General features: G+C 43.1%; 29 protein-coding genes. 26 read left to right on the top strand and 3 right to left on the bottom strand.

What is annotated here, in order from left to right; genetic code table 11:
• Positions 1-861: 861 nt before the first annotated feature.
• From EDM21_RS21740 to EDM21_RS21635, 22 genes are all read left to right on the top strand, one after another.
• A complete protein-coding gene (locus EDM21_RS21740; RefSeq protein WP_157338534.1) occupies positions 862-1,182 on the top strand; it encodes a hypothetical protein in 321 nt (106 codons plus the stop codon).
• 1 nt (position 1,183) lies between these two features.
• On the top strand, positions 1,184-1,561 hold the full coding sequence (locus EDM21_RS21735; RefSeq protein WP_157338533.1) for a hypothetical protein: 378 nt from the start codon (positions 1,184-1,186) through the stop codon (positions 1,559-1,561).
• A gap of 122 nt (positions 1,562-1,683) precedes the next feature.
• Positions 1,684-2,502 carry a conjugal transfer protein TrbL family protein gene (locus tag EDM21_RS21730; protein ID WP_157338532.1) on the top strand — a complete coding sequence of 273 codons (819 nt, stop codon included), beginning with the start codon at positions 1,684-1,686 and terminating at the stop codon, positions 2,500-2,502.
• Between the two features lie 9 nt (positions 2,503-2,511).
• Positions 2,512-2,904, top strand: coding sequence for a hypothetical protein (locus tag EDM21_RS21725; protein ID WP_157338531.1), 393 nt, complete (start codon positions 2,512-2,514; stop codon positions 2,902-2,904).
• Positions 2,837-5,242 carry a VirB4 family type IV secretion system protein gene (locus EDM21_RS21720; RefSeq protein WP_157338530.1) on the top strand — a complete coding sequence of 802 codons (2,406 nt, stop codon included), beginning with the start codon at positions 2,837-2,839 and terminating at the stop codon, positions 5,240-5,242. Before EDM21_RS21725 ends, EDM21_RS21720 begins: the two co-directional genes overlap by 68 nt.
• Positions 5,239-6,165 (top strand): M23 family metallopeptidase, encoded by a 927-nt coding sequence (locus EDM21_RS21715; protein WP_157338529.1) that lies wholly within the window; start codon positions 5,239-5,241, stop codon positions 6,163-6,165. Before EDM21_RS21720 ends, EDM21_RS21715 begins: the two co-directional genes overlap by 4 nt.
• A complete protein-coding gene (locus EDM21_RS21710) occupies positions 6,162-6,680 on the top strand; it encodes a hypothetical protein (RefSeq protein ID WP_157338528.1) in 519 nt (172 codons plus the stop codon). Before EDM21_RS21715 ends, EDM21_RS21710 begins: the two co-directional genes overlap by 4 nt.
• A gap of 389 nt (positions 6,681-7,069) precedes the next feature.
• On the top strand, positions 7,070-7,447 hold the full coding sequence (locus tag EDM21_RS21705; RefSeq protein ID WP_157338527.1) for a hypothetical protein: 378 nt from the start codon (positions 7,070-7,072) through the stop codon (positions 7,445-7,447).
• Positions 7,448-7,524: 77 nt separating this feature from the next.
• Complete coding sequence (locus EDM21_RS21700; protein ID WP_157338526.1) at positions 7,525-8,061, top strand: hypothetical protein; 537 nt, start codon at positions 7,525-7,527, stop codon at positions 8,059-8,061.
• Between the two features lie 1,155 nt (positions 8,062-9,216).
• Complete coding sequence (locus EDM21_RS21695) at positions 9,217-9,558, top strand: hypothetical protein (RefSeq protein WP_157338525.1); 342 nt, start codon at positions 9,217-9,219, stop codon at positions 9,556-9,558.
• A gap of 59 nt (positions 9,559-9,617) precedes the next feature.
• Complete coding sequence (locus EDM21_RS21690) at positions 9,618-9,827, top strand: hypothetical protein (protein ID WP_157338524.1); 210 nt, start codon at positions 9,618-9,620, stop codon at positions 9,825-9,827.
• A gap of 3 nt (positions 9,828-9,830) precedes the next feature.
• Positions 9,831-10,067, top strand: coding sequence for a hypothetical protein (locus EDM21_RS21685; protein WP_157338523.1), 237 nt, complete (start codon positions 9,831-9,833; stop codon positions 10,065-10,067).
• Between the two features lie 55 nt (positions 10,068-10,122).
• A complete protein-coding gene (locus EDM21_RS21680) occupies positions 10,123-10,563 on the top strand; it encodes an LPD11 domain-containing protein (RefSeq protein ID WP_157338522.1) in 441 nt (146 codons plus the stop codon).
• 200 nt (positions 10,564-10,763) lie between these two features.
• Positions 10,764-11,558, top strand: coding sequence for a DUF5983 family protein (locus tag EDM21_RS21675; protein WP_157338521.1), 795 nt, complete (start codon positions 10,764-10,766; stop codon positions 11,556-11,558).
• Between the two features lie 985 nt (positions 11,559-12,543).
• Positions 12,544-12,744 (top strand): hypothetical protein, encoded by a 201-nt coding sequence (locus tag EDM21_RS21670; protein ID WP_157338520.1) that lies wholly within the window; start codon positions 12,544-12,546, stop codon positions 12,742-12,744.
• Positions 12,728-13,771, top strand: a complete 1,044-nt coding sequence (locus EDM21_RS21665) for a zeta toxin family protein (protein WP_235918319.1) — start codon at positions 12,728-12,730, stop codon at positions 13,769-13,771. The genes EDM21_RS21670 and EDM21_RS21665 overlap by 17 nt, the downstream gene beginning before the upstream one ends.
• A gap of 39 nt (positions 13,772-13,810) precedes the next feature.
• Positions 13,811-14,614 (top strand): restriction endonuclease, encoded by an 804-nt coding sequence (locus EDM21_RS21660; RefSeq protein ID WP_157338518.1) that lies wholly within the window; start codon positions 13,811-13,813, stop codon positions 14,612-14,614.
• A 500-nt stretch (positions 14,615-15,114) separates the two neighbouring features.
• Entirely contained in the window at positions 15,115-15,900 is a 786-nt protein-coding gene (locus tag EDM21_RS21655; RefSeq protein ID WP_157338517.1) for a hypothetical protein, read from the top strand.
• Positions 15,901-16,108: 208 nt separating this feature from the next.
• Positions 16,109-17,635: a DNA cytosine methyltransferase gene (locus EDM21_RS21650; protein ID WP_420850687.1), complete on the top strand. Its 1,527-nt coding sequence runs from the start codon at positions 16,109-16,111 to the stop codon at positions 17,633-17,635.
• A gap of 324 nt (positions 17,636-17,959) precedes the next feature.
• Positions 17,960-18,532: a hypothetical protein gene (locus tag EDM21_RS21645; protein WP_201280823.1), complete on the top strand. Its 573-nt coding sequence runs from the start codon at positions 17,960-17,962 to the stop codon at positions 18,530-18,532.
• Between the two features lie 77 nt (positions 18,533-18,609).
• Positions 18,610-18,897, top strand: a complete 288-nt coding sequence (locus EDM21_RS21640) for a hypothetical protein (protein WP_157338516.1) — start codon at positions 18,610-18,612, stop codon at positions 18,895-18,897.
• 61 nt (positions 18,898-18,958) lie between these two features.
• The gene (locus EDM21_RS21635; protein ID WP_157338515.1) at positions 18,959-19,798 is read left to right on the top strand and encodes a hypothetical protein; all 840 of its coding nucleotides are present in this window, start codon (positions 18,959-18,961) and stop codon (positions 19,796-19,798) included.
• A gap of 315 nt (positions 19,799-20,113) precedes the next feature.
• Here the strand turns inward: EDM21_RS21635 and EDM21_RS21630 are convergent, their stop codons facing one another.
• From EDM21_RS21630 to EDM21_RS21620, 3 genes are all read right to left on the bottom strand, one after another.
• Positions 20,114-20,881: a hypothetical protein gene (locus tag EDM21_RS21630; RefSeq protein ID WP_157338514.1), complete on the bottom strand. Its 768-nt coding sequence runs from the start codon at positions 20,879-20,881 to the stop codon at positions 20,114-20,116.
• Positions 20,882-20,959: 78 nt separating this feature from the next.
• Positions 20,960-21,640 (bottom strand): hypothetical protein, encoded by a 681-nt coding sequence (locus EDM21_RS21625; protein ID WP_157338513.1) that lies wholly within the window; start codon positions 21,638-21,640, stop codon positions 20,960-20,962.
• A 307-nt stretch (positions 21,641-21,947) separates the two neighbouring features.
• Positions 21,948-22,298 (bottom strand): helix-turn-helix domain-containing protein, encoded by a 351-nt coding sequence (locus EDM21_RS21620; RefSeq protein ID WP_157338512.1) that lies wholly within the window; start codon positions 22,296-22,298, stop codon positions 21,948-21,950.
• A 676-nt stretch (positions 22,299-22,974) separates the two neighbouring features.
• Here EDM21_RS21620 and EDM21_RS21615 point away from each other — a divergent pair.
• From EDM21_RS21615 to EDM21_RS21600, 4 genes are all read left to right on the top strand, one after another.
• Entirely contained in the window at positions 22,975-23,283 is a 309-nt protein-coding gene (locus EDM21_RS21615) for a hypothetical protein (RefSeq protein WP_157338511.1), read from the top strand.
• 567 nt (positions 23,284-23,850) lie between these two features.
• On the top strand, positions 23,851-24,264 hold the full coding sequence (locus tag EDM21_RS21610; RefSeq protein ID WP_157338510.1) for a hypothetical protein: 414 nt from the start codon (positions 23,851-23,853) through the stop codon (positions 24,262-24,264).
• A gap of 38 nt (positions 24,265-24,302) precedes the next feature.
• A complete protein-coding gene (locus tag EDM21_RS21605) occupies positions 24,303-24,581 on the top strand; it encodes a hypothetical protein (RefSeq protein WP_157338509.1) in 279 nt (92 codons plus the stop codon).
• 43 nt (positions 24,582-24,624) lie between these two features.
• Entirely contained in the window at positions 24,625-24,849 is a 225-nt protein-coding gene (locus EDM21_RS21600) for a hypothetical protein (protein WP_157338508.1), read from the top strand.
• Positions 24,850-25,536: the final 687 nt, after the last annotated feature.

The following is a 25,536-nucleotide window of genomic DNA, read 5'->3' as shown; positions in this document are numbered from 1 at the left end:
TACGTATCTGGATCGACTGGCCACGAAGAGTCAATTGCAGAAACGTTTTGGGACACCGGGTGCCGGCGGGGGCAACCTCTCTGTGCAGATCCGGATTGATCTGACATCCTGGCGATAGAGGGTGAACTGCAAGAACTATGGTAATTCCGGATTTTGGCGGATGCTGCCCGGCTTGCGTATCTGGATCGACTGGCTACGAAGAGTCAATTGCAGGAGCGTTTTGGGGAACCGGCTACCTGCGGGCGCGGCCCATCCGTGCGGGTCTGGAACAATAGGGAAGCCTGGTCACCGGAGGGCGAGCTGAAGGAGCTGCGGGAAGAACCGGGAGCCTGCGGACGCGGCCCATCCGTGCGGGTCCGGAACAATAGGGAAGCCTGGTCATACCGAAGGGCTAGTTGAAGGAGCTGCAAAGGAACCGGCTGCCTGCGGACGCAGCCCAACCGTGCGGATCCGGAACAATAGGGAAGCCTGGCCATACCGGAGGTCGAGCTAAAGGAGCTGCAGGGGAACCGGCTGCCTGCGGGCGCAGCCCAGCAGTGCAGATTCAGATCGAATAAAATGAGCATTATTCAAGATAACTTTCACTGTTTTTTCTGTAACCATTGACCAAACTACTCGTTTGTCTTCTCTCATTAAGGCCATACGCGACTCTCAACGCGAAATGCTAATTTAACGCCCTCTTTCTTATCAAGTACTTTTCCCTTTTTTAATTTGGTTTGATTTTAGGACTTTATATTCAAACATGTTTTAATATTAGGTCTAATGATCTAAAAAAATGTCATTATTTCTCTGAAAAAGGTTCAAAATGTATTGTCTGTTTAGATAACAGACGTTATTATAGGTCTAAAGGAGGTGTTCGGATTGATACCATTGGAAAGCAAGCCCTCCGACAGAGAGCCGCTATCAAAGATCAATTGGTATATTCCGGATGACCTTCATCGCAAATTATTGGACATGTCAAAAGGGGGGAGAAGTGTAAACGAACATGTCCGTAATGCCTTAGACGTTGCAGCCCGAACAACGATCGAAGCAGTGGAAGACATTCGTGATCATTTAAACAAACGTGTTTATTTGGTCACGGGAGAACAGAGGAGATGGTTAGGAACGGAAGCAAGTCGATTAGGTTGTGATGAAGTCGTTGTATTGCGGATGGTATTAAAAGAGTACATAGGAGGAAAGTGATTTGAAAAACGCTATTTTAAATTGGAGTAAAAAGTATCAACATACTATGTTTAGTGTAAGCGCGGTGGCTGTATACGTAGCTTTAAAAGAAACAGGAATCGATCCACTAGACAATATGATTACGTACCTGGAAGGTAAACGAGTCACAATTATGGCTGTTTTCCCAGCACTGGCCGTTATCTATAGCATTTTTCAAGCACTAGGCTGGTATACCATGACTGAGGATGAACAGAACGGTGTTAAGAAAAGAATCCGAAACGCTTTTGTTGTAGCCTTTGGTATCATGATTATCGTTTGGTTTGTACTCGATGCAGATACTAATGTAGATATGACAAATGGGCCTACCATTCCACACGTTGTCACCGAACAACTGGTATGATTTCGCACTCCTTATATAACAAAAGCAGGAAATTTATCAAAGCATTCCTTTGGATGATTTATTCATCCATTTTTTTATCGCAAGTTGTTCATGCGGACATGATAGATAAAATCACGGAGTACATGTACAAAGGAATGCTTGGAGTATTAGCCAAATCGGTTGATGATATCGCAAACAATATTTATCAGTCTCTTCAAGATCTGGTTTTTACTCCAACAAATTTGAATAATGTCTTCTTGCTTACAAATTACGTTCACTATGCTCAGATTCTTGCTGCGGCTTGGCTTACACTCGTTCTTGTCATTAAAGCAGGACAAGGTGCCTTCTTGGACCAGGTGTTTGGGGAGACATCTATTGGTGAGTTAGCTCAGAGAGCTATTGCTGCCTATGGAATGATTTATCTTTTTCCATGGCTGATCGATAACCTTTGGCTCAAGGCCAATAACTATCTCGTTGAAGCCATATTTTCGCTTAAAGTCACTAACAATCCCATGGATACCTTGCAATGCTTTATTGCCGGTGGCGGTGGGCTTTGGACAACGGCCATGGCTATAGCCATGTTAATTGCAGCTATTTGGTTATGCGTAACAGCAACGATCCGGTATGTGGAAATTATGGGTTTCTACTTATTTAGCCCGGTCATTGCTACATCATTGGCCTATAAGGGCGAATTATTTCCGGTCTTTGCAAAGGAATTGAGTGCGGTTGTTTTTAGCCAGGTTTGGCAAGCTACTTGCATTTACTTAATGTTCGGCTTCTTATCCTGCGGGGACGGACTTTTAAATCGTTATCTGGCTATTGCGGTTCTAATCGTAGCTGGTAAAGGGCCTGCATTTTTGAAAGGCTGGGCATATTATTCGTCCGGATTAACAAAATCGGTCGGTGGTGGCGTGAAAAATGCAACACGCATGGCTGTATACGGCTCTCTACGAAAGATATAGGAGAAAACCATGAGATCACATGATTATGATGATGAGGATTATCCCTTGATCCCCCGCAATACCCCGATCAAGGGACAATATTTTGGCATGGCTCGGATGGAAGCCATCATTTGGGGAATCAACGCCGGAGTATTGGGTTTCTACATTTTTTCAAAAGACGCTGATACGGCAGGAATAATACGCTTTGGGGTTATCGCAGCCTACCTATTTTTCCTCCGTCACATTTTCAGCCAGCAATTATTTGGCCGAGTCATATGGAGATATGCCTTGGATATGTATCACACGTTCCGTGCAAAAAAAGAATATTATTTCTATGAACAAAGGGGGGATATCGTTGGCTTCACAGATATTACCGGTGGTGATGGAGATTCTGGGATTAGGCAAGAAGGACAAGACAATTAAGCAAAAAATGAATGTGCTGCCTTTCTCCAAAGTCGATGACCTAATTCAAGGAAAAGACGGCTATCAGAAGCTTGTCATTCAAGTGCAGCCAATCAACGGAGAATCAATGGAGCCCGAAGACCTTGAATCCGTTGAAGATGCCCTCCGGATATCGCTAACGTCCTGGCGCGGCCGCGTGCAGTGGCTGGTTAACTCCGAGAAAGTAAGGGTCGAGAAAAATATCGCGTGGCTGAACAACAAGCAGCAGCAAGAAGACCTGGACCTTTACATTGACATGATCGAAGAACAAAAGCAGTCCTTCGAGGTTTTGAGTCGAAATATCCGGACGATCAATCGGTTTTATATTGTTCTTGAAGGAAAGGGAAAAGGGATTGAGTCCGACTTACGGAATACCCTTGGAACGATCACGAACCAAATGCTTGAACAAGGTATGGATGTAAAAGTACTGTCCCGTGACGAAAGCATGCGGATTCTATACGAACGTTTAAACCCGCAGACATCCATTCACCAGCCTTACCAAGAGGGGATGCCCGAACATCTTCTTGTCCCGAGTAAAATGACCGGCTCACCGTCGGGTTTGATGCAGATCGATGGACGCTATTACTTACATATGGCGGTCGTGCGTTACCCAATCCGACCCAATAAGCGATTCCGATGGCTTGCACCTCTTCTTCGCGTGAATGGGAATAAGACCATATCCTTTATACTCAACCCTCGGCCCAAGGGCAAGGAATTAACGGATTCGGTCGGAAAAATGGTTACACGTTTAAAACGTGAAATGGATCAGGCTCGAAACGAAAAAGAACGGATGGATAAGGAAACTGAGTACTTAACTGCCCGAAAAATGTATGAGCGTATTACGAGTAACAATGAAATGATTTATGATACGACTATTATTATCGAAGCCAGCGGAGAAACAGAAGAAGAAATGAGGGAAACCTTCAACAACCTGCAGGCCGCACTCAGCGGCGCCGACTGCTATGCCCGAACAATCATGCTCCCTGGCAAGAACATCTTTGATTCCTTCTGGTCGTGTATGCCTCTTTTGTATCGGTGTGATATCGCGGATCAGTATTACACCTGGAACATGCCGGCTAAAACGATTGCCAGCTTGATTCCGTTCGATAGCGGTGAGTTTCAGGAGGAATCCGGCATTTACTTTGCTGAGAATCCGATTAACCAATCTCCGTACATTTACAATCGGTTTGACGCCAATCTTCATGATAATCCACATGGCTTTTCCCTGGGTCTTCCCGGAGCCGGAAAGTCCTATGATATGACCAATGAGATTATACGAGAGGCGCCACTGCTGGATTTCATCGTCCTGTTCGATCCGGAGCGCGAGTATTTTTTCACATTCGGAAAAAGATTCAATATCGCCCAGGTATGCACAAATCCATTCCATGTTCGAAGCCCGATTGTCGATTCTGACAATGAAAACGTGGATGGACAACGACATTTCTGGGATGCAACGAAGCTCCATATTCAAAACGTGCTGCCATTATTTAAATTCTGGATGCCAGAAATGACCTCTACGGAAGCTTCTATGATAGAAGAAGATGTACGGGAAATATACATGGAAGCCAATTTCAATGAAAATATGACGTCTTTTCCGGAATTTTTTCCTACCTTATCGGACTTCAAGCGTAAAGCGGAATCAAAGATCGGCGCGAACGACAATGAGGGCATTCCCGGAAGAAAACGTATTTTGGTAACGCTGAATCCTTACATTGACGGCATCTATTCCAGCCTTCTGAATGGACAGACTCAGTGGGATTTTGACGATCGGCTCATCGTGTTCGATATACATGATGTAACCAATCGTATGAAGAATTCAATCTATTATTTGCTGCTTCTGCATACGTGGCAGTTCATCAAGGAATGTAGGCAAAAGGGTCTGTATACCAGTCTGAAGGCCGATGAGGTCCATGTGATGATGAATGCACAGAATGAAGAAGCAGCCGAATTCCTTTACAACGTTAATAAACGTGGTCGTAAATATTTTTGTGCGCTGCAGCTGGCCACGCAAAACTTGCTGGACTTCCTTGGCGTTTCGGTATCGCCTGACGGCCAGCGCCGTGAATCCAATATCACGAAATACGGACAAGCCATTATTAACAACAGCCGGTTTAAAAAGATCTTCCGGATCGGTAAACTTGACCTGCAGGAGCTTAATTCCTTGTACTCCTTCTCTAAGCGTGAAAAGAAACTTCTGTCTTCTTCCAGAGGGCGTGGTAAAGGCGTCATGATTATGGGAGATACACAAAAGGTAGAGTTCCAGACCAAACGCTGGGCGCATGAAGAGAAGTACATCAAAAAAGGCGAATACACCGCATGAAATTAGCGGCTATTCGCTTTGCAGTAAAACTGGTCACCGATCCCAAGCTAAGAAAAGCGATTCTCTCCGGGATCCTGATGCTGCTTTTAATATTCTTTGCTCTCCCGGCTATGTTTGTCACGCTTATGACCAACATATTCTTTATAGGAGAGAGTCCTGAAGAAACGGAGATGTTAAAAAGCTATAAAAAGTATGGGATTGAACAATCCGTTGACTGGTCCGAGCTGCTGATCTTTAATTATGTCCGTAGTGAGATGGAAATAGAAAAGTACTCGAAAGAAGATGCTATTCAATTTTTCGTCTATTACACAACGCACACGGATGGAGATGGAAACGAATATTCGGTCCGTCATACGCGGGATCTAGATGAGGTTATGAGTCTCTATCCCTTTGACGCATCACAAGTGGAATGGGCAAAAAACCTCCAGCTGAACTTTAAGGACCAGTTTCCGATGTTTTTTGAAGAGTCTCCCGAAGAAGAAATTGTACCGCCGACCGATTCATTTTTTATGTGGCCAGTTCCGGATCTTAACCAGGTAACCGATCGTTTCGGTAGCCGTATTCTTTTCGGTAAACCCGATTTTCACTACGGCGTAGATATTAATCTTCCAGGGGAAGCTGACTTTGGAAAACCGATTTATGCTACGGCAGCCGGCACTGTTACAGCCGTTGAAGATAGCAGTACATGCGGAAAATATGTACGTATCGAACATAAAGAAGGCTGGCAGTCTCGCTATTGCCACATGTCGGAGCATCTTATTAGTAAAGGTTCCACGGTAAAGCAAGGAACAAAAATCGGCCTAGTCGGCCACACAGGGGTAGGATCTGGCTCACATCTTCACTTCGAGCTGAAGAAAAATGGGCAGATTCTCGATCCATTGCCTCATATCTGGAACTCGCGTCCTGGAGGAAAAGCACCGTGAAAAATAACGGAAAATTAATGCTCATAATTGCATTGATTTTGGCGATCATCCTATACACCAAGTTCATCGATCGATCATCTGATCCTGCTACGTTGCAGAAACTTCCCAACATAGCGAAGATAGAAGTACCTACGGGCGGGGATGTTGTATCGGAAAATCGTCATGATGGGGAAGGGATGAAGGATATGAGGGAGAAGGATATTTTTCATACCTTTGCAGTTTCTCTCTATAAAAAAGATTACGCGAATGCGTTTTCCTTATTTGATTTAGAAAGCATTTCAGATTACCTTAGTTCCCCGGATTATTACGGCCGGGTGAAAGCATGGGGAGAGAGTATACAAGCTATCGGTGTCTTGCAATCGATCGATATCGTTTCAAGTTCCACCAATCGAAACGAACACGTCTTACGATTTTCCTTTTCCAATGGGATACGCCGAAACGTAACATTCCAGCTGGGAGAAACAAAATATATCGTGACTAAACCCGATGAAATTTTGAACCAACTTGTCAAATAACAACGTGGGACAGGTTTCATGTAAACTGCAGTAAAGGAAAAAAGACACCTGGATATATTCCAAGCGTCTTTTTTATTTGTGATAATCATTGATTAACCGAGGTTACTTTCTCCCAGTTCCGATCCGTTTCAAGCCAGTTTCTTTGCCGGCTTTCTGTGCGAGTTGAATTAGTTTCCGGGCCTCTTCCTTCGTCAACTTTTCCTTATTCACTCCGATCACTCCCGATTCCCATTGTTTACTATCAGATTGGCCAAGCCTCTCTTTTTTTATACCTCCTGCATAAGTTCTCCCCTATCTTCATAGCTTGTACTAGCGTGGAATTCTAGACGAAACGGAATTTTGACCCTAGCGATAAGCAAGATTCTAGCTGATGAAAAGGGGGAGAGGCAATGTTAGGACTCAATTCACAGTTCGTTCCACAACGAAACCCGGCTGGACGAAAAGAACGGAGTGACAAGCTTAAAGACATCAAATTTCCGATTACGCCCGAGCTGCGGCGGCAGCTGCGCCGGCATTCAGAAGACGCGAAAAATCAAACGGTTGCCAACACGAAGATTTTAATCGAGGCTCTTCAGCTCATGCAGCATTCACCCGAACGATTCCCGGTCCTTGATTACCAGGATACCGGTATTTACATGCATGCAAAACCACCCTTACATTATCACGAACAGATCCGGCAGCTGGTGATCGATCATGACGAACGATCGATCCGAAGCATGACGCATCGCCTCATCATGAATTATCTGAATGGGGGCACAGGAAAATGAATAAGCGTTTTAGTAGGGGAAATGAGATCAGTCATTATTTATCAGGCATGCGAAAGCCGGCTGAAGAAGGTTCCCTTTTGAAATTTTTACTCCGGCCAAAGAAGGAGCACTATGTCGTTCTGGCCATTCGAGGATCCGAACTGGATTTTATGCGTGCGGAGGTTTTTATCGAGGATATGCTGGAGCTTGCTGAAGACGATTCCCTGGATTTTTCGCTAGAAGAGCTGCTTAGTGCGATCTATATGGATTTTCTAAGTAAAGTCCGGTCCTCATCTGAATTGACTCATTTTATAAGTACGCTGCAGCAAATACGGAAAGAGCTTACGCCTCGGAAAAAAATTCAGCGGTTAGATGAAATAGACGATAATCACCTCACCCTTCAGGAACATGCTATTCCGGATGTGAAAATGAGGTATTGTAAGCTGAATTTTAAGATGCTGCGGAAGGCTGCCTTGCGTTTCGAAGTCTTTTTGATGGACCTGAACCGGCTAGATCCGTCCTTTTATATGACCGTTGAAGAACTTCTATCCCTGCTCTTTATGAATTTTATCGCCGCAATTCAAAAGGGGAATCAAAGCCAGCTAATCCGACAAATGCTTTACATGCTGGAATAATTTTTGGATCCCGCAGTTCATCGGCCCTAAAATCCAAGCGACTTACAGGTTCTAAGGGGGCTAGCCCCCAAGAACTCTGTAGATTCCATTGAATTTCTTTACGGGCCTGGCTTCGTAGCTAAAGCAAGCAGCTTTTCAAGCTGCCGGGAAAACCTTATCGGATAGTAATCAGGCGAAAACGAAAGAAAAAGGAAAAAATAGTCTACAGATTTTAAAAAAACGGAGGTTAACGATAGAATATGAAAAAAAGCCATGTGGACATTTTAGTAAATGAAGTGTATAAAAGAGTTACAGGAAGTAACGTTATACATTTACCTTCGTAGTGGCAAGTAGCACACTGTTTCGTTCACTGCAACGAAAAAAAGAACAGTAAATGTTGGTAGCATTTACTGTCCTTCACACATGGGCTGAGCTTTTTCCCCAAGCGAATTGTAGAACCTACTCGTGGATTGGACCCCAGTGAGTAGGTTCTATCCGTTTATAAGGTGCCGGTTTATTAGCTCAATTGAATTTGAAGATAAACGTGAGAAGTGCAATCAACAACGTACAGGACTGAATAATTACGGTAGCAACCTGCAGGTTTGTGTTGGTTTTCATAGCTCGTCCTCCTTTTTTGCTTTGAGGATAGAGCCAGATACTCCCATGTGTAAGACCATAATATACCGAAATTCCGATTGTTACAACCTAAGTGAATTAAGCTTCTCCCCTGATTATCGCGGGTTTATATCACTCTTTTCTCCATATATCTCTGTTTTTGATTTATTTTCGAAAAGTAAGAAAGAATATCGAAGATTTATTCGTAGAAGATGGAAACCTTCCGGCAAGCCGGAAGCTTGCGGCCTGGTTGGCACAGTGCCACCTTGTACCAGCTTACCATAGCGCCCATCCCCGTCAAAAGTTTTCCCGGCATATCCTCCAACAAAAGAGGCTGTAAGGCAGCAAACAACGCTGCCTAACAGCCTCTTTTTGTTGTGCGGTATTCCAGTTTCCTTTTGACAGGGAAGTTCCTCCACTCCGGCAGCCGGTTCCCGGCTTTGCGGAGCCTCCGGAGGAACTAAGGCGCGAAGTAATCCTCTGTAGCTTATTCGATATGGTGCGCTTGCGCCAGGTGGCAAGCATAGACGGCCGCTAATCTTAATCGGGAGTGATTACAACATGGAAATTCAAAACAATCTTAAAGGCTTACTGGTTCACGTTCTTCGGAATGAATGGGACAGCACAAACGGGGGCGTTTCCGGAAAGCATAACAGCTTTATCCTGGTCGGGGAGAACGTACCCCGCGCGTGTACGGTTTCTGAGCGTAACCCGGCTCTTCAGCTGCGGAGCCATTATGGCCATCTGATAGCCGTTCCTGTACATGCTCCTGATTCGGGATATGTTGGCTGGATGTTCGGAGGAAATTTTATTTATTCGTCTGTTTCCGGGTTCCCTAACCCGTATCCGATTCCGGTTCACGATCGGCAGGAAGGCAAGGCGTTTTACAACTCGCACGACTAAGAATTTCTCCCGGCTGGCTAAGTCCGGCCGGGAAACCTATCCCAAAGGAGAATATCTAAATGCCACTTTTGCAATCCATTACTCCTAAACTGCTTCAACCTATCGAAACCGGGGATTACGTAAGTTTCCGATTGGTGGACGGAAGCCACTTCAGCGGCATCCTTTTCTTTATTAGTCCGGATCGCAGCTGTTTCAGCTTTGTTAACCGGGGACCCTATGTACAGGCAATAGAGATTCATTCCATTGTGACTCATGAAAGGATGGTTTAAACAATGAAAGTTTACGTACTGGTTATGATGTTCCAGGATGTCGTCTCTGACATTTTGGTTTACGAAGGAAAACGAGCTGAAGAAATGGCCCGAGAACAATTTAAGATTTATACGGATGTAGACTATCTCTTTTTTGACGAACGCCTGGAGTCTGGTGAAGCGCACGATCAAATTTTAGGGGAGGACTACGCCGGAACGATGATATATCACCTTGAGATCATTCAGGATGCAAGTAACTAAAGGTTTGATCGCATTGGGGAGCCTACCCCTAAAACAAACGAATGGAGCTGGAGATATGGAAACCAATGAAAATGTAAGAACGATGGAATATGTCGGAGTTGACGACTGGGACAGACCCGTTTATAAGTGTATCGAAACTGGGGTGTTGTGGAAGGACGTAACGCTGGGAAGCGATAACCCTCTATTGTATAGCTGCGGGAACGACTTCGACGGCGAACCTTGTTCACCTATCAAGAGCGACTTGGTTGTAACCTTCAAGACGAAGCACGAAGAGAACCCATTTAGGTTTAACTACATGATGCTGGGCAGGCTACGAAGCGATTGTGACTATTACCTTGGGTATGGGAACCGAAATATATCTCGTCTTTGCGGCGAGAGCGTAAAGGAGCATATTGAGAAGATGAAGGAGCTTCACAATTCGTTCCCTGAAGGGCAAAAACCGGAATGGCTGACGTATGAAGGCATCCTTGAATACGAAAAACAAATGAGCGAATAGGCTAGATTTCAAGGATGTTTTTCGTTTTCGACAAATAACAGTGAATCTAATTTAGAACGGTTATTCGGCGTTCAACACGATAATCCGAATAACCTCCTAAAGAATTAATAGCTATCATCTGATAGAGCTTTACCAAGATCATACTTTAATTTTCTCCCAGCCGAGGCGCAGTTAATAAACATAATAAAGGGGCTGTTCAAATGAGAAAGGTAACATTGACCGCTGAACAAAGAAGTGCTATGGAAAAAATTAGTCACGCTTTTTATGACCTTAGCAATTGCTGGACCGATGAAGTCGGGGAAGCTTTAGCCAATTTAAGGCTTCTCCCTGGGTGCTGTTTACATGAAGCTGAAGCAGAATATCGGTACTTAGCTGAAAAAGGTGAAATCGATCTTGAAGATGATACATCCGGTACTGAAAACCAAAATGAATGCAAGGATTTCAGCAATCTTCCTATGAATTTTAATGTAAGTGATCCAAAGCCCGTATTACCGGGAGTAACAAAGAAAGCAAAGACCTGGGGTGCTATTCTCACAGAGAATTTTATATATTCAACGCACTTGTTAACCAAATGGAAGAGAAGGAAACCTATTTCTTGTAAAGACTTTTCTGCCGCCGTCAGATCTGAAAAATTTTTTTATGGCGTTAACGATCCGGAATTACCGCGAAGAGAGACTAAAGAGGCAATCACCATGACTAAGACCCGAAGTCCTGTCTTACAATTACTCGATATCTCTACGGCCCATATTACGTTAGAAACGAATAACTGGTTGGCTTCAAATGATCTACTGAAAGGCCAGCTGTCTTCCTATGGGTATACTTACGGATATTTCATCCATGTACCGCAGGATATAGAAGGCCATGAGTCTGTGCTAATGAACATTCCTGAAGACTTGAAGGAAATTCTTACGCTGGCCCAGGCGAAAGAATGCGACTGGGTACGTCTTGACCGGGACGCCAGACTATTGAATGAACTACCGTTTTATGATTGGTAGAACAGCTTGAATTTTCACAAAAAAAGCCTTGGAAACCGAATTCGGTTCCCAGGGCTAAATATTTTTTAATCTATATCTAGTGATGAACCTTAAAATAAGAGGAAGGAAGGATGAACGAGAAAAATGTAATATTATATTAGAAAAAAACGGTATGTACTCACACACTAGAAGGAAAAAGATAAACCACTAAACACTATATATTGTATGTATGGTCATAATTGAAGGAAATTTTGTCCGTATATTGTGATTTATTTCAAAATAATAGTTGACAGAATGACAAATAAACCCTATACTAGGGTTTGAGGTTAGGGGAGCGTTTGCTTTTAATCTCTTGGTATCCAAAATATGATCTCGCAAATCATATGATGGCGTGTATCTGAATTGATTTCGACAATCACTATTCTACCAATAACAGGGGGGAAACGCAACAAGAAGTTAAGGTTTCATTCTTTCCTCATTGAAAGTTGCCCTCCAAAAGGAACGAATATTGAAGGTAAGGCTCGTTCAAAATACATAACCAACATGATTAACTGCTCAACCTCCTTTAGCCTACAAAGGTAAAAGGAGGACACCTCAATGAATGAGCTATCTTGTAGTTACCCGAAGGGTACGCATGTGTGTGAACATACACGCAGCCCCCACTGGGTACGCGGCCATCACAGAGGGGGACACTGGGTGCCACAGCATCTTCGTAGTGGCTCCATCGTTTCTGAACACTGTCGGTCGTAATGTTGTAAGCAAAGAGGGACCCGGACGAAAGTTCGGGCCTTTTTGTATTCCACCGGCTGAAAACTGAAATGCTGCCGGAAAAGGATATCAAAGACGAGTCTTTGATTTTGAACGTATTTTCGGATCCAGACTCGCTAGGCGCGCGTCCGGATCTTATCCAAGCTGTTTCTTAGATGTGATATAATTACAAGTACAGAAAGACTTGTTCAGAAGAGATCCAGGGCCTATTTAAAATGGATTTAAGGGAGTGAATATCTTGAAGGACGTAACTCGTGACGAGCTTAAACACATCCTCCAAAAAGCAACCCAGCACGCGAGAAATAAGGCAAAAGCTGCCGGCACCTCTTTGATTTACGAAGAAGATGGAAAGATGATCCGCGAATATGCCTATGGGGTTAAAAAACAGGTAGTTCGCGATGAACAAGGACGGCGTTCCGAAATTGAATTCGATCGATAAACCCAAAATGACGGTTTTCGCGGGAACAAACGGAGCCGGAAAAAGTACTCTTACAGACGTTATGGTAGCTGCAGACCGGGTGGGCGAAGTCATCGATGCTGATGCGATCGCCAAACAAATGAATCCTGCGAATCCGGAAAGTGTTTCGATTGCTGCCGGTCGTGAAGCGCTCAAACGCGTACAAAACTGTATCGATCACAAAAGAGATTTTTCAATCGAGACAACATTAGCCGGCGGAAATGTCATGAGGCAAATGCAACGGGCAGCCCAATCCGGTTATGCGATTACGATGTTCTATGTAGGGCTTAAAAATGTGGATTTCCATGTTGAACGTGTGGCGCGCCGCGTTGAAGAAGGTGGCCATCATATTCCGGAAGAAGATATTCGCCGGCGGTACGATCGATCTCTTCAGAATGTGCCAAAGGCCATTTCTCTTGCGGATCGTTCTTTCATTTTTGACAATAGCACGGGATATAAGATGATGATGGAGTTCGATAAGGGGAAAATCATTTTTGCAGCGCCCCAGCTGCCTAAATGGGTAAATGATATTGCTCGTAGTTGGGTGCATGAGCAGAAAAACCAGATCCAGACGCTGAAGCAAGATCAAAGCCGGTATTACAAAGAACTCAAAGTCATAGATCAGGAGCTAGTCAAGGCGAAGGAGATTCTGCAGCCTGTGGAGCAGTTTAACCAGTTGAAAGAAAAAATCTTTCAATTGAACAATGATCTTGAAGAAATGAAGCCTAAATCCTGGTTGGAAAAATTTTCATCCTTACATAAGAAAGTGCTTGAAGGGATGCGGGAAGAGATCAAGCATGCGGATATACAAATGAAACAGCTCTCCATGCCTTCAGCTGGCCAAATTGAGGCAGCGCAGCGTGAATTTCCTCGTCTTCATTCTGTCTCAAGTGCTTTAAAAAAAGCGCTGGAAACAAACGGCCAGGACTTGGAAAATCTGAGTAAATGCTATCAGTCCAATCAACGGAAAATTGAGCCGATGGCTAAAGGTATCGATTATGAACGATAATTTTCTTGGGCTATTTGTATTTGTGATCAGGGGGCTTCTATGAGTAAACGAAAGTTTTACAAACAGAGGAAGAAAAATCACACCTATGTTATTCTCCTTGTTCTTCTTTTCTTTATTTCTGTTCTGAACAATGTCGATCAGCCTCAAATCAATCCAGGGTCGTCTCTTCCAATCTTGAATCGATTAAGTGGCTCTTTTTTCTTAGTTCCATGTCTATTGTTGGTCCTTTATTTTGCCTGGTCCCCGATAAAGAATCGTATCAAGCAAGCTCGTAGAAAGAAGCAGCTACGTATGTCGGGCATTTATACGATTGATCGGATGACGGGATCAGAATTCGAGAACTATTTAACGGTTTTTTTCGAGGATCTGAATTATCGAGTCGAAGACACCGGCGGTAAAGGGGATAGAGGAGCTGACAAAATTTTAATCGAACCTTCTACCGGTATGCGTATTTGCGTACAGGCAAAATGTTGGAGTAAGAATGTAACATTTGAGGCCGTCCAGCAAATCTTTACGGCTAAAACGCTATGGGGCTGTGATAAAGCATGGATCATTACCAATCGCGGATTTACCAAACAGGTAAAAGAAACAGCTGAGCAGCTGGGCATCGAATTGTGGGACCGTGAGAAACTAATCGAAAATATGTACCAGTACAACAAGGCTAAGCAATCAGGGGTGTATAGTGAACATGCCACTTTTTATTCCAGTCCGGAATCGCGTGTATTTCACGATGACCGTTGTGAGTATGGCCGTAAATTAGCCGGGCGGTCCGGGGCTCTTGTATTTGAAGGCTTTGTTAGGGCAACGGAAAGCGGCAGAAGAAAATGTAACTGCTTTAAATAAAGTGGTTTTGGATCCCCCGGTTCATCAGCCCTAAAATTCAAGCGACTACCGGCCCTGGCTTGCCCAGGCAATCCAAAGCCGGCATTCCATTGAATTTCTAACGGGCTTCGCAAAGAAGCTCTTTGATTGCTTTTCAAGGGAAGATGGAAACCTTCCGGCAAGCCGGAAGCTTGCGGCCTGGTTGGCACAGTGCCACCTTGTACCAGCTTACCATAGCGCCCATCCCCGTCAAAAGTTTTCCCGGCATATCCTCCACCAAAAGAGGCTGTAAGGCAGCAAACAACGCTGCCTAACAGCCTCTTTTTGTTGTGCGGTATTCCAGTTTCCTTTTGACAGGGAAGTTCCTCCACTCCGGCAGCCGGTTCCCGGCTTTGCGGAGCCTCCGGAGGAACTAGGGCGCGAAGTAATCCTCCGTAGCTTATTCGATATGGTGCGCTTGCGCCAGGTGGCAAGCATAGACGGCCGCTAAAATCATTCGAAAAGGTCAAGGTGATGAGGGCATGAACAACCATATTAAAAATTGGATTAACGAAAATCAAGATCTTTATGATTTCATCATGGAGAAAGCAAGTAAACTCCGGAAGCGCTATGGATATGAAAACATACCAGAGTTCGTTGTACAAGATTTTACCCGAGATATTCAACGTGAAGTTGTGAACTACAGCACTGAGGGGGAGGAAGTCCTAGATAATAGTGTACAGAAAGAAATCATCAATTTACTGAATTGGAGATCACTTGCTGAATATTACCTGGAGCCTTTAGATCCTACCCAGGAGGAAGAATCCGTTTCTGTGCAAGAGCAAGAAACCGAAGAAAAGGAATCGCGATTGATACTTGCTGTTGCCTTTCTTACGGGAATCCCCGCCAAAAACCTTCTACTCTATGAAGATTACGGATTAGCAGGTGGCATTATCAGGGATTGGCAAGACAAGCGCTATTATGTCGAGCCGAGAGAACAGTATGACGAATGGGAACCGGAACTCAAAAAAGAAAATAAGGTAATTGGAGAACATGAAGGGCTTGTCGTTTATTGCGATGAGTGTGGCCAAGATAATATCAAAAAAAGATTCCAAGAGCTCTATGACTACATTTTCGAAGAGTCCTATAAGATCCGGCACATGTACACGTACGATGAAATTCCAGAGCATGTCATTGTAGGATTCTCGGAAGAAGTACAAGAGAAATTTCAGGATTTGAACTCGTTAAAGATCGACTGGTTGACTACTACCCGATATCTGCTAAAGCCTTTTATTACAATTCTTCCTGTGGAATCTCCGAATGAATAAACATGAACGAAACGAAATGTACCTTGCGCTCCTGGTGTTCTTGATTATTTTCTTATGGTCAGCTCTCTTTATTTTAGGGCTGGAAGGATAGGCGAGAGGGGATGGTGATTGCTTCATCATCCCCTCTCACACCTGGCGAATGGAGGCAGCAAACCGATGAACACGGTGTTCATATGACATATAGATATCCGGGAGGTTTTTCTAATTGGTGAAATTGTTACATACGGGTGAACTTATTGTTGATCATTTTGCTGGTGGTGGTGGCGTGGCGACAGGTGTCCAGATGGCTACCGGACGCCCCGTAGATATTGCGGTGAACCATGATGAAGATGCTTTAGTGCTTCATATCGAAAATTATCCGGATACGAAGCACTATTGTGAATCGGTCTGGGAAGTAGATCCTTACGAAGCAACCGCAGGGCGAAAAATCGCTTTGTGCTGGTTTTCTCCTGACTGTAAGCACTTTAGTAAGGCGAAGGGTGACAAACCCCGTGAGAAGCATATACGGGGCCTAGCGTGGGTAGCTGTTCGATGGGCAGCAACGGTAAGACCGCGGGTCATTATGCTAGAAAATGTAGAAGAATTTAAGGAATGGGGGCCACTCCTGGCCAATGGTAAACCGGATCCCAAGCAAAAAGGCCGAACGTTCCGATCTTTTGTAAATGCTCTTAAACTTCACGGCTATGAAGTGGAATGGCGCGAATTAAAAGCCTGTGATTATGGGGCACCGACAACACGCAAACGCTTTTTCCTCATTGCTCGTTCTGATGGCAAAGCGATTGCCTGGCCAAAAGCTACGCACGGCAAAAAGGACTCGCTTGCTGTACAGTCAGGCAAGCTGCAGCCCTACCGAACAGCTGCTGAAATTCTTGATTTTACGCGTCCCTGCCAGAGCATTTTCAAAAGAAAAAAGCCCCTTTCTCAAAATACGATGCGGCGGATTGCTTACGGAATCGAACGTTTTGTTCTAAAAAATGACAAGCCCTTTATCATAAAGGTCAATCACGGAGGCAAACAATTCCGTGGCCAACCGATCGACCAGCCCATACAGACGATTACAACAAAAAATGGGTGGGGGTTAGTTCAGCCTTACTTGTCCCAGGTTAGTCAAACCTTAGCTGCTCCTACCCTTATACAGATGGGTTACGGCGAAGCCAATGGCCAGAAGCCCCGAGTTTTAGATATACATCAACCCATTGGTACAATTACGGCAGGTGGCAACAAGTTTGCCGTTGCAGAGGCAAGGCTTGCCCCAGCTGAAGACGATATTCTAGCAGCAAGCCACATTATTAAAATGCGGGGAACAAACTTAGGACATGCTGTAACGGAGCCTCTTCACACGATTACTGCCGGAGGCAATCATTTTGGAGAGGTTCGCACCTTCTTAAAAGCGTATGGCAGCGAGAGCCAGCCGGATGAAACCCTGGGTCTGATCACTATTGATGGCGTTCTTTATCAGATCGTAGACATCGGCATGCGGATGCTGGAGCCTTACGAACTTTTCGCGGCCCAGGGATTTCCGAAGGGTTATATCATTGACCGGGTAAATAACGGCAAAAAAGCATACTCGAAGGCTTCCCAGGTTGCACGTTGTGGGAACTCGGTTTCCCCTGTTATCCCTTATCATCTAGTAAAATCGAATCTTCCAGAACTTTGCGCACAATCCCGTACGGATTCTATAACTGCGTGCTGGAAAGTGAATGGTCAGTATGAGCTCGCCTTGTCTAGTGGTTAAATGGAAAGAAAAGAAAGAGAAGAGGCTCTTCTGATTTTGGTGGAAACGCAAATAATTTCCATTTATATATTGACGCAATTGCGACATTGTGATATTATTAAATTAATAAGTCGCAATTGCGACAATTAAGGAGTGGTCAAGATTTCTATTCTCAACAAAGTGACAACCGTTCGCGGGTACGCCATATTCCTCGGCCTCGATCCGTCAGATCGAGCGGTGATACGAAAAATACAACGTCAATGCGAGCGTGGCGATCTCGATGCTGAACTCGAACATGGAACTTGGCTTATTAAAGTGCCACAAAATAATGAAGGAGCGATGATTATGAAAAGTTGGGAAAGTATTAAAGAAGTCTACTACAAAGGCATGACGCTCACGCATGCAGGCTATGGCGGTGATAAAAACTACGATAAGAATAATAATAAGGTATCGCTGTTTTACGTCAATCAAGTTCCTGTTAGCCAATCACCAAATCACTTCTCAGTAACGTGGGATTTCAACGAGTTCCTTGCAAGTGAATCCACCGGGACATTCGAGTGGCCAAGCCCGCACGCAGTTTCGAAGATCGCCGATGATCGCAAGCAAAGTGTTATTGATTACTTCAGCGGCACCAAATTTGCACCTTATGACCGCGAGGTTGAATTTAATGGGCAAGCATTAACGATTATCAATCGTCCAGTTGAGTTTGCACCTTCTGCTGGTGCACTCCGTTACTATGCGGGTGCTACCGATAAAGAAGGAAATGTATACCAAGTTCATTGGAACGTCTTCAATATGTTTGAGCCACATGAAATCGAAATGACAGTCGACAATACACGTTATTGCAAACATTGCCTACAACGATGGACTTCCAGCGCAGACAATAAAAAGTGTCAACACGAGTGGGTGCTAGCCTGATCAGTTCAACCCCAAGGGGTTAATCTTGCAGCCAACAAGCCGCAGACAGCGGATGAGGCCCGAAAGGATGAAAAATAATGAAAGATGCTTTCTATGTTAGCAATAACGGATATGACGCCATCCTCCTGCGATACGGGTTTTGGTTGCAGGTTAGTAAGGACGTTTTTAGGGACTATATCGATACTGACGCCGGAAAATACTTCTCCGGCTGGCATGGCACAGATTCCTGGGAAGAACTTAATAAGGAAATTGCACTTGCAGCTGAGAAAATGGGGGAAGTCCTTGCCTATTATCAAGATGGTGAACTTATCGTTACTGATCCGGACCGATTTGAGCGCCGCAAGGAATTCTTCTTGGGGGAGTAGTCCCCCCCGCTTTATCCAACAAGCCGCAGACAGCGGATGAGGACCAAAAGGATGAAGAATAATGAAAATATTAAAAGTTAAAACTATAGCAATTGCTGGTTGTTTCCGCGCAATCGCAAAGGTTTTTGAAAGCCTCCCAGCGGAGGAAGCGATGTATGGCGCATTATACGGAACAGACTTAACCCGTTTCCGCCAATACTTGGCTGACAATGCTCGGGAACGCGGCGAATATGACTACAACTGGATGCCAGCAGAGGTGACTTACTCTACTGGCAAAGATGAAGAAGGGAACGAATATATAAAGGAAATTCAGTTCGTTACACCTACCTCAGAGCGAGTTATAACTATTTCTGAGGATGAGGACGAATCCATGAGATTTACAATCACAATTGATTTTAATGGGTCGAAAACAGCAGCCCATGAAGTACTCTCCGGGATAAAACTCGGCTCTTACGCAGATGAGAGTACACAAATCACATGGATAGATGGCACTGAATCATCGCTCATGGATTACCAAGTTGACATTTATGACAAACTTCGATTCAGACGATTAAGTAGATGGAGTTGTCATAAATATGATGACTACACCAATGGATGGAATATTTTAACTCTTCTGTCGGCTGCGCCTAGTATAAGCCTTGACGAGCAGGGCGAATACCTAACTGAAAAATTAGATTTTACAGGTGATGTATTAGATTACATACTTCATTTTAAAGATCGTACTCACCATAGGGTCACCATAAAAGTAGATGACCAGCTTTATGATAAGGTCATGGAGTTTATTTCACAGACACAGATATCAGCGTCTGTAATAAAAACGGAAGGATTGACTCACGGGGAACCCGCAACTATTTTCTCGGGCGACAAATCCCCCATGACTGTTCTCTATTTAAAAGATTAATTAATCCCCTCTTGCCAAATCCACCCAGAACCCCTTATAATTAAATCAAAGTCGCTTTCCTTGTGAGAGCGTGGATTGAAATAACCTTAAATGGTTACTTGCAAATGCCTCTGTCCTCGGATGGAGGCTTTTGTTATTTGGGGAGGAATTTCTTCTCAAACTTGTTTCTCCATAGTGTGAGCATTTTTCACCTTCAAAAAATCTTTTACAGCTATTCCACAACAAACTCCAAATACCCAAAAAATATACGATGCCTAAAGATAATGATTTAGGCATCGTATATTTTTTTTGAAATGAAAGTAGCAAGCAATAGTTCTATGGATTAACGGCCGGGAAAGAGGCTGCGTTTGCCGATGGTAGAGACATAGCTAATTTCTTCAGTTCTACTTCAGAGAGATTTCCAGTTATACCCACTAATTTTTCATTCTCAATATAATAAATCGCCGGGACTCCTTCAGTCGTCGTTGTTAGCCATGCGTTGTGATTATTGACTGCTATATTCTCTGCTCCTTCAGGAGTAGTGAATATTTTTGCTGGATACAAACCAATTAAAACAAGCTTAGTATCACTAGCAAAAGCCCAGATATCCGAATCCGCAATTTTTTGCTTTCCTATTTCAAACTGATCGAACGGAAGTGCTAATCCTTGTTTATTTTTCTGAAGATTAAAAACGGGTATATCCAGGACGCTTGTAATGGTCCATTTTGAGTCAGTCTTTGCAAGAGCTACAACGTTGTATTGGGTCTGACCACTCTTAGGAATTTTTAAAGCTACGATCCCCTGAGATCCGATTTCGGTATGCAGTAATAGATCGGCTTTAGATGGACGAACATCTTCTCCATTGGTTAATTTCCATTCGACTTGCTCCAATGCAGTATCCAGGATGTTGTGACCGGCCGATCCATCTTTTATCACAAGTTCCTTTAGAGTTGTGCCCTCCGGAGAAGGAATTACAGATTGTATTGGAGCCACGGTAGCATTAGGAGTTACCGGGGCGACCTCATTACCAGGTTCATAACAGCCTTGTAAAACAACAAGAAATACAGCGAGGAGAAAAACAAGTTTGTGTAATACATGCTTCATCGGGTACCATCCTTATTATTTGGGAATATGGATGTAAAGAGACTTATATCACTAGAGTGAATAAGTCTCTTCAATCATTTAGTAAACCCGCGTTTCGTGAGCTACAGTCGCTTTATACCGTGGTCCATTGACTTTTAAGAAGAAACTGCTACCCTCTGTGCAATCTGATCTAACGTACGTATAATAACCTGACCAATAATCATTTGATGTTCCGTAATCAATCCAACCTTGATATTGGGGACGTACCGTAACAGAGATACCTTCTGATGTTGTCCAAGTGTAAGATCCTGAAATTTTAAATCCCACTTCAGCTTCAATAACTTTCCAATCGAATTCTCCCTTTGCGCTGCCTTCTCCAGATATCGTTTTTGCTGTCCCGATAGTTGAAGTAAAGGTTATGTTAGATCCAGTTCTATTAATATAACGGGAACCGGCTTCCGCTAATTTGAAAACATAAGAGCCTGTTTTAGTTGTGTCGGTATAAGAATAACCAGGCTCACATGCGTTTCCGGAAGGTGCAATTTTGGACGATACCTTTTTATCTACTCTTGACGTTGATTCCATTATCGTCACGTTTGTCGCGGTCGGAGGCAAGTTTTTTGTGAGTGATTTAAGTTCTTGCGGAGACAAATCGTTCTTCACACCATTAGCGAAATGTACTGGAATATCAGGGCTGGCGTCTGCGGCCGAAACAATTGTACCTGTAAATGCCATAGTAAGTGCAAGAACGGAAGTGCTAATTACTTTAAACGATCTCATCGAAGTAACGCTCCTTTAATTTGAGGAATTATGCAACACTAGCTGGCCAGCTGCATATAAAGATATCCATTATTTAGGAGATTGTCCATGAGGCCGTTTCCCTATATTCGATTCGACTCTTTTTTTATCGTAACCTATTTTTTTACAAATTTCCGGAATTAAAGCCTCATTTAAGCTTGGTTGTGTAAAAGGGGAGGGAAGAAAAAGGTAAAACGAGAGTAGGATTTGTAACTTGGGTTCCTTGTAAATAAAACACAAGAAGCCATGGAATCAAGTCAAGGAGATGGTAAGTAGGGGTTAACAAGCGTTACGGAGTAAACATTTCTTTGAGGACACGATAAGCGCGTTGCTGATCGGATTTACTATGTTTTTCTAACAGGAGAATGATATTCCAGAGTACCTGATTATCTTTTGCATCGAAAAATTGATCACTTGTTTGTGATTCTTGGATGTCGAAAAGAGCTGAAACATTGATATGTAAGGCGGAGGCGATTTTTTCGAGTGTCAGTAACTGCATATTTTGTTCCCCGCGCTCCAGGCGTCCTATATATGTACCAGATGTATCAATAGCTTCCGCGAGTTGGTCTTGTGTCATTTTCATCTGAAGTCTATAGTGTCTGATTTTATTACCTACCAATTTCGTTATACTGGATTTCATATGCTCACACCTCGTTCATAACAAGTGTAGGCCAAGCTTGAGATGTATAGCAGAATAATATAAGTTCAAACTTTGTTGTACTTTTAAGTACAGAATGATATATTATTTACATATTTTGTTTAATTGATCGGGAAGGAGATAGGTATAACAGATGGATAATAACTATGAGCGTGAACAATTTACTTCCAAATTCAAAAAGCCAGCAGGAAAGATGAGATCAGTTGGGTTACTGGAAAATTGCTTTTGGATCGGAAGCCAGCTTTTTTGTTTGATAACATTTTTATACTGGATAACTCTTCATCACATTTAAGTTTTGTCCTTATCTTGCAAGATGTATACGTACGCTTTCGCGTTATTAAGAGTGAACCGGCAGCTGTCGGTTCTTTTTTACATGCTCGCTTTTTTACTGCCTTATGTGAAAAATTTAATGGAATTTTTATGTATAAGGACTAGCCAGGATATATATTTTAAGTTACTTAAATGATATAATTTAAGTAACTTAAAATATATATCGGAGGCATGTTCCAATGAACTATGACCTGCCTATAACTTCAGGTGATTACTTATGAATTGTATGAATTGTGGTGGTAAGAATGATGTCATGGACTTTTTCAAAAATGGAGTAGAGATCGCCTTATGCGCTCCGTGTCGATCGGAACTGAGCAGAGGTGAACTTATGAAGAATGTAGGATCGAAGGGAAGACCTTCAGGCGGAGTTACAAAAAAAGTATCGCTCACTCTTCCTGAAGACTTGTGGAAACACGTTGATGAAGAAGCAAATGGAAATCGATCTCAGTACCTTCGTAATCTCATCAACCGGGATATGTGGTCAGGCGAATGGAGTAACCATGCTTGCCTTGGCTATGCAATTCTAGGGGGAAAACGTGCAGGATTAACAGAAGAGCAAATCAACAAACTTCTCCTTGCAATTAAAAGCGAGTTTGACGAAAAGACAGTAGATGAAGCAAAGAAATTTTATTTATAAGTGAAAGTTATTCCGTTAAATAGGAGGGGATGAGAATCAACACGTTGCATCTTCCGGATTTCAAATCCTGGCAAGAGGCCAAAGCATACCTAGCAGCAGAAGGGGAATTAGAATTCTTTGGTCGCGCGGGTTACTACTACAACGAATTTCTAGTATACAACTATTGTCGATATGGGATTGTTTATTATATAAACATTCATCTTGATGGTAAGGTTACATTTCGGCGGGGGCCTTTGAGTCCCGACTAGCATGAAGGAGCGTGCATAGTTAATGGATAAGGGAGTGTGCATGATGAAATGGATCATGATTAGTAGTTTGCCCTATACACACGAATTTGAACTAGAAGGTAATGAGAGAGCTGTACTTAAACTTTCTTGCCACGAATCGGAGATCATGCACAAGATGCGGCTAATTTTCGGACGTGATGTTAAAGTGGAGTTATTCGATGAAGAATCATAATGAACAGATCGGTTCATCCGATAATGGAGGCGGAATATATGAAAAAACGGCAGGTTAAAAAGAATGAAAAGTTGCACGTAAAGTAGGTCTGAGGGAGCAATGAAACAATTGAATGAGAAAAAAATAAAAAAAAAATTCAAGACTGAAAAACGGTTTTCCTCACTTTCTGCCGAATTGTCATTGATTTTAGAATCATGTCTATCAGATGTTGAAAAGCTTGAAGCCATTAAAAAGCTAAACACTATAGCGACAGGAAGTATTTGTCGTATTTGTCTATTTGAAAAGAAAATGGACTATCCAATTTTTAGTGATGGTTTATGTCGAAGCCATTACGCACAGCGTCGTGCTTCCAATCGTAAGCTTGTCAAGGTACCACAGAAATCTTGCTCTGTTCCCGGCTGCGAAAACAAGTACGCCGCAAGGGGTTACTGTAGTCTTCATTATAGCCGAGTATATACAAGTGGTGTGGATCCTAATGATATTGTGAAATTGTCAATGCCTAAGATAACAAAAAGACTATAGTAGCCAAGTAATTCGATGAATAAGGGAGTGTGTATTGGGTGAACTTGGAGTACAAAGGACTTAACCATCGGAAACGTGTTATATGGATTGACAAGGATTATTATGATGAATTACGTCCATTTGAAGGCTTTGAGCTGGAAGAATGGCAAATACCAAGGTATCGAGATTTAGTCGAAACTGCAGAAAGTTGCATGGGGCGTAAACTTACAAAGACGGAAGCTCGCACGATGAACGGGTTATCTGCTGGCGAATCAGATACTTGCCAACACATAGTGAGATTTATCAGAGAAGCTTTTGAAAATGGTAAGGCAACATAATGAATACAAATCTTCATAGAAAGGGTGAGGCAGTTTGCTAGATTTGAACAAAATTAAACATGAGTTATTCAACGTGGAAGAACGTGCAGCACTCGAAACTGCTCTTGAGGATTTAATTACAATGGCAAGTATGAGGATATTACGAGGCGATGCTTACAGTACTGATAAGGAGCGTATTCGCGGGGCGAAATCTGTTCTCAGTAGGCTTAATCCAGATTCTGTTTATCTAAAACATGCTCAATACTACAAAGAGGCAGAGACGAAGTGATTCCATGAATAGGAGGCTTTACATGAGCAAGAAGATAGAGATCGTTTGCTATAACTGCAAAGGCGACGACCCCGTGAAATGTAAACTTTGCAACGGCTCTAAAAAAATCATGGTCACAGAGTCTTTCGCAAAAGTGTTGGGTTATACAACAAAATGAAATAGGGTGAGTTCATGGCTAATAAGAAAAACATAGAGCTTTTTGAATTAATGGACGCCCTGGATCAACATAAAGAGTCAATAGACCACTATGCTATTAACCGGAATAGATCGGGGAAACGTCCATCTAATCGACTAGAGAACATAGGAAAACACGCTGTAGAAATCGAGCAGATAGCGAAAAAGATTCAAGCACATGTTCAGACTATGCGGAAATGATACAACAAAATGAATACGATTGTTCGCCAGAAGGGAGATCAGTGTTCAAATGTATGTTGACAAGGCGAAACTGCTAGAGTGTCTGAAAAAGGAAGCTGAGTTTTGCATAAAAGAAAAGTTTAACGAAAAGAAAACTCGCTTTTACCTAGGACGAGAGAGGACGTTGACTGATATTATCAGTCAAACAGCCTGTAGACAAAGTTCCGTAAGGAGCAGGGTCTACAGGCTTTTTTATCGAATTAGTAAGTAAAACGGTGAGCCGAGGTGTAAAAAATGCTGAGTAAGAGCAATAACGAAGGTCGCTTTCAAGTT

The sequence above is a fragment of the Paenibacillus lutrae genome (assembly GCF_009757775.1).
GTDB classification, from domain to species: Bacteria; Bacillota; Bacilli; order Paenibacillales; family NBRC-103111; genus Paenibacillus_F; species Paenibacillus_F lutrae.
Note: the sequence above shows the minus strand (reverse complement) of the source record. Positions and strands in the feature narration are given on the sequence as shown.

Coding starts and splice junctions, on each gene's coding strand:
- EDM21_RS21730 (WP_157338532.1), top strand. CDS start 1,684: ATGTACAAAGGAATGCTTGGAGTATTAGCCAAATCGGTTGATGATATC.
- EDM21_RS21725 (WP_157338531.1), top strand. CDS start 2,512: ATGAGATCACATGATTATGATGATGAGGATTATCCCTTGATCCCCCGC.
- EDM21_RS21715 (WP_157338529.1), top strand. CDS start 5,239: ATGAAATTAGCGGCTATTCGCTTTGCAGTAAAACTGGTCACCGATCCC.
- EDM21_RS21705 (WP_157338527.1), top strand. CDS start 7,070: ATGTTAGGACTCAATTCACAGTTCGTTCCACAACGAAACCCGGCTGGA.
- EDM21_RS21695 (WP_157338525.1), top strand. CDS start 9,217: ATGGAAATTCAAAACAATCTTAAAGGCTTACTGGTTCACGTTCTTCGG.
- EDM21_RS21690 (WP_157338524.1), top strand. CDS start 9,618: ATGCCACTTTTGCAATCCATTACTCCTAAACTGCTTCAACCTATCGAA.
- EDM21_RS21685 (WP_157338523.1), top strand. CDS start 9,831: ATGAAAGTTTACGTACTGGTTATGATGTTCCAGGATGTCGTCTCTGAC.
- EDM21_RS21680 (WP_157338522.1), top strand. CDS start 10,123: ATGGAAACCAATGAAAATGTAAGAACGATGGAATATGTCGGAGTTGAC.
- EDM21_RS21675 (WP_157338521.1), top strand. CDS start 10,764: ATGAGAAAGGTAACATTGACCGCTGAACAAAGAAGTGCTATGGAAAAA.
- EDM21_RS21660 (WP_157338518.1), top strand. CDS start 13,811: ATGAGTAAACGAAAGTTTTACAAACAGAGGAAGAAAAATCACACCTAT.
- EDM21_RS21655 (WP_157338517.1), top strand. CDS start 15,115: ATGAACAACCATATTAAAAATTGGATTAACGAAAATCAAGATCTTTAT.
- EDM21_RS21645 (WP_201280823.1), top strand. CDS start 17,960: ATGAAAAGTTGGGAAAGTATTAAAGAAGTCTACTACAAAGGCATGACG.
- EDM21_RS21640 (WP_157338516.1), top strand. CDS start 18,610: ATGAAAGATGCTTTCTATGTTAGCAATAACGGATATGACGCCATCCTC.
- EDM21_RS21635 (WP_157338515.1), top strand. CDS start 18,959: ATGAAAATATTAAAAGTTAAAACTATAGCAATTGCTGGTTGTTTCCGC.
- EDM21_RS21630 (WP_157338514.1), bottom strand. CDS start 20,881: ATGAAGCATGTATTACACAAACTTGTTTTTCTCCTCGCTGTATTTCTT.
- EDM21_RS21625 (WP_157338513.1), bottom strand. CDS start 21,640: ATGAGATCGTTTAAAGTAATTAGCACTTCCGTTCTTGCACTTACTATG.
- EDM21_RS21620 (WP_157338512.1), bottom strand. CDS start 22,298: ATGAAATCCAGTATAACGAAATTGGTAGGTAATAAAATCAGACACTAT.
- EDM21_RS21615 (WP_157338511.1), top strand. CDS start 22,975: ATGAAGAATGTAGGATCGAAGGGAAGACCTTCAGGCGGAGTTACAAAA.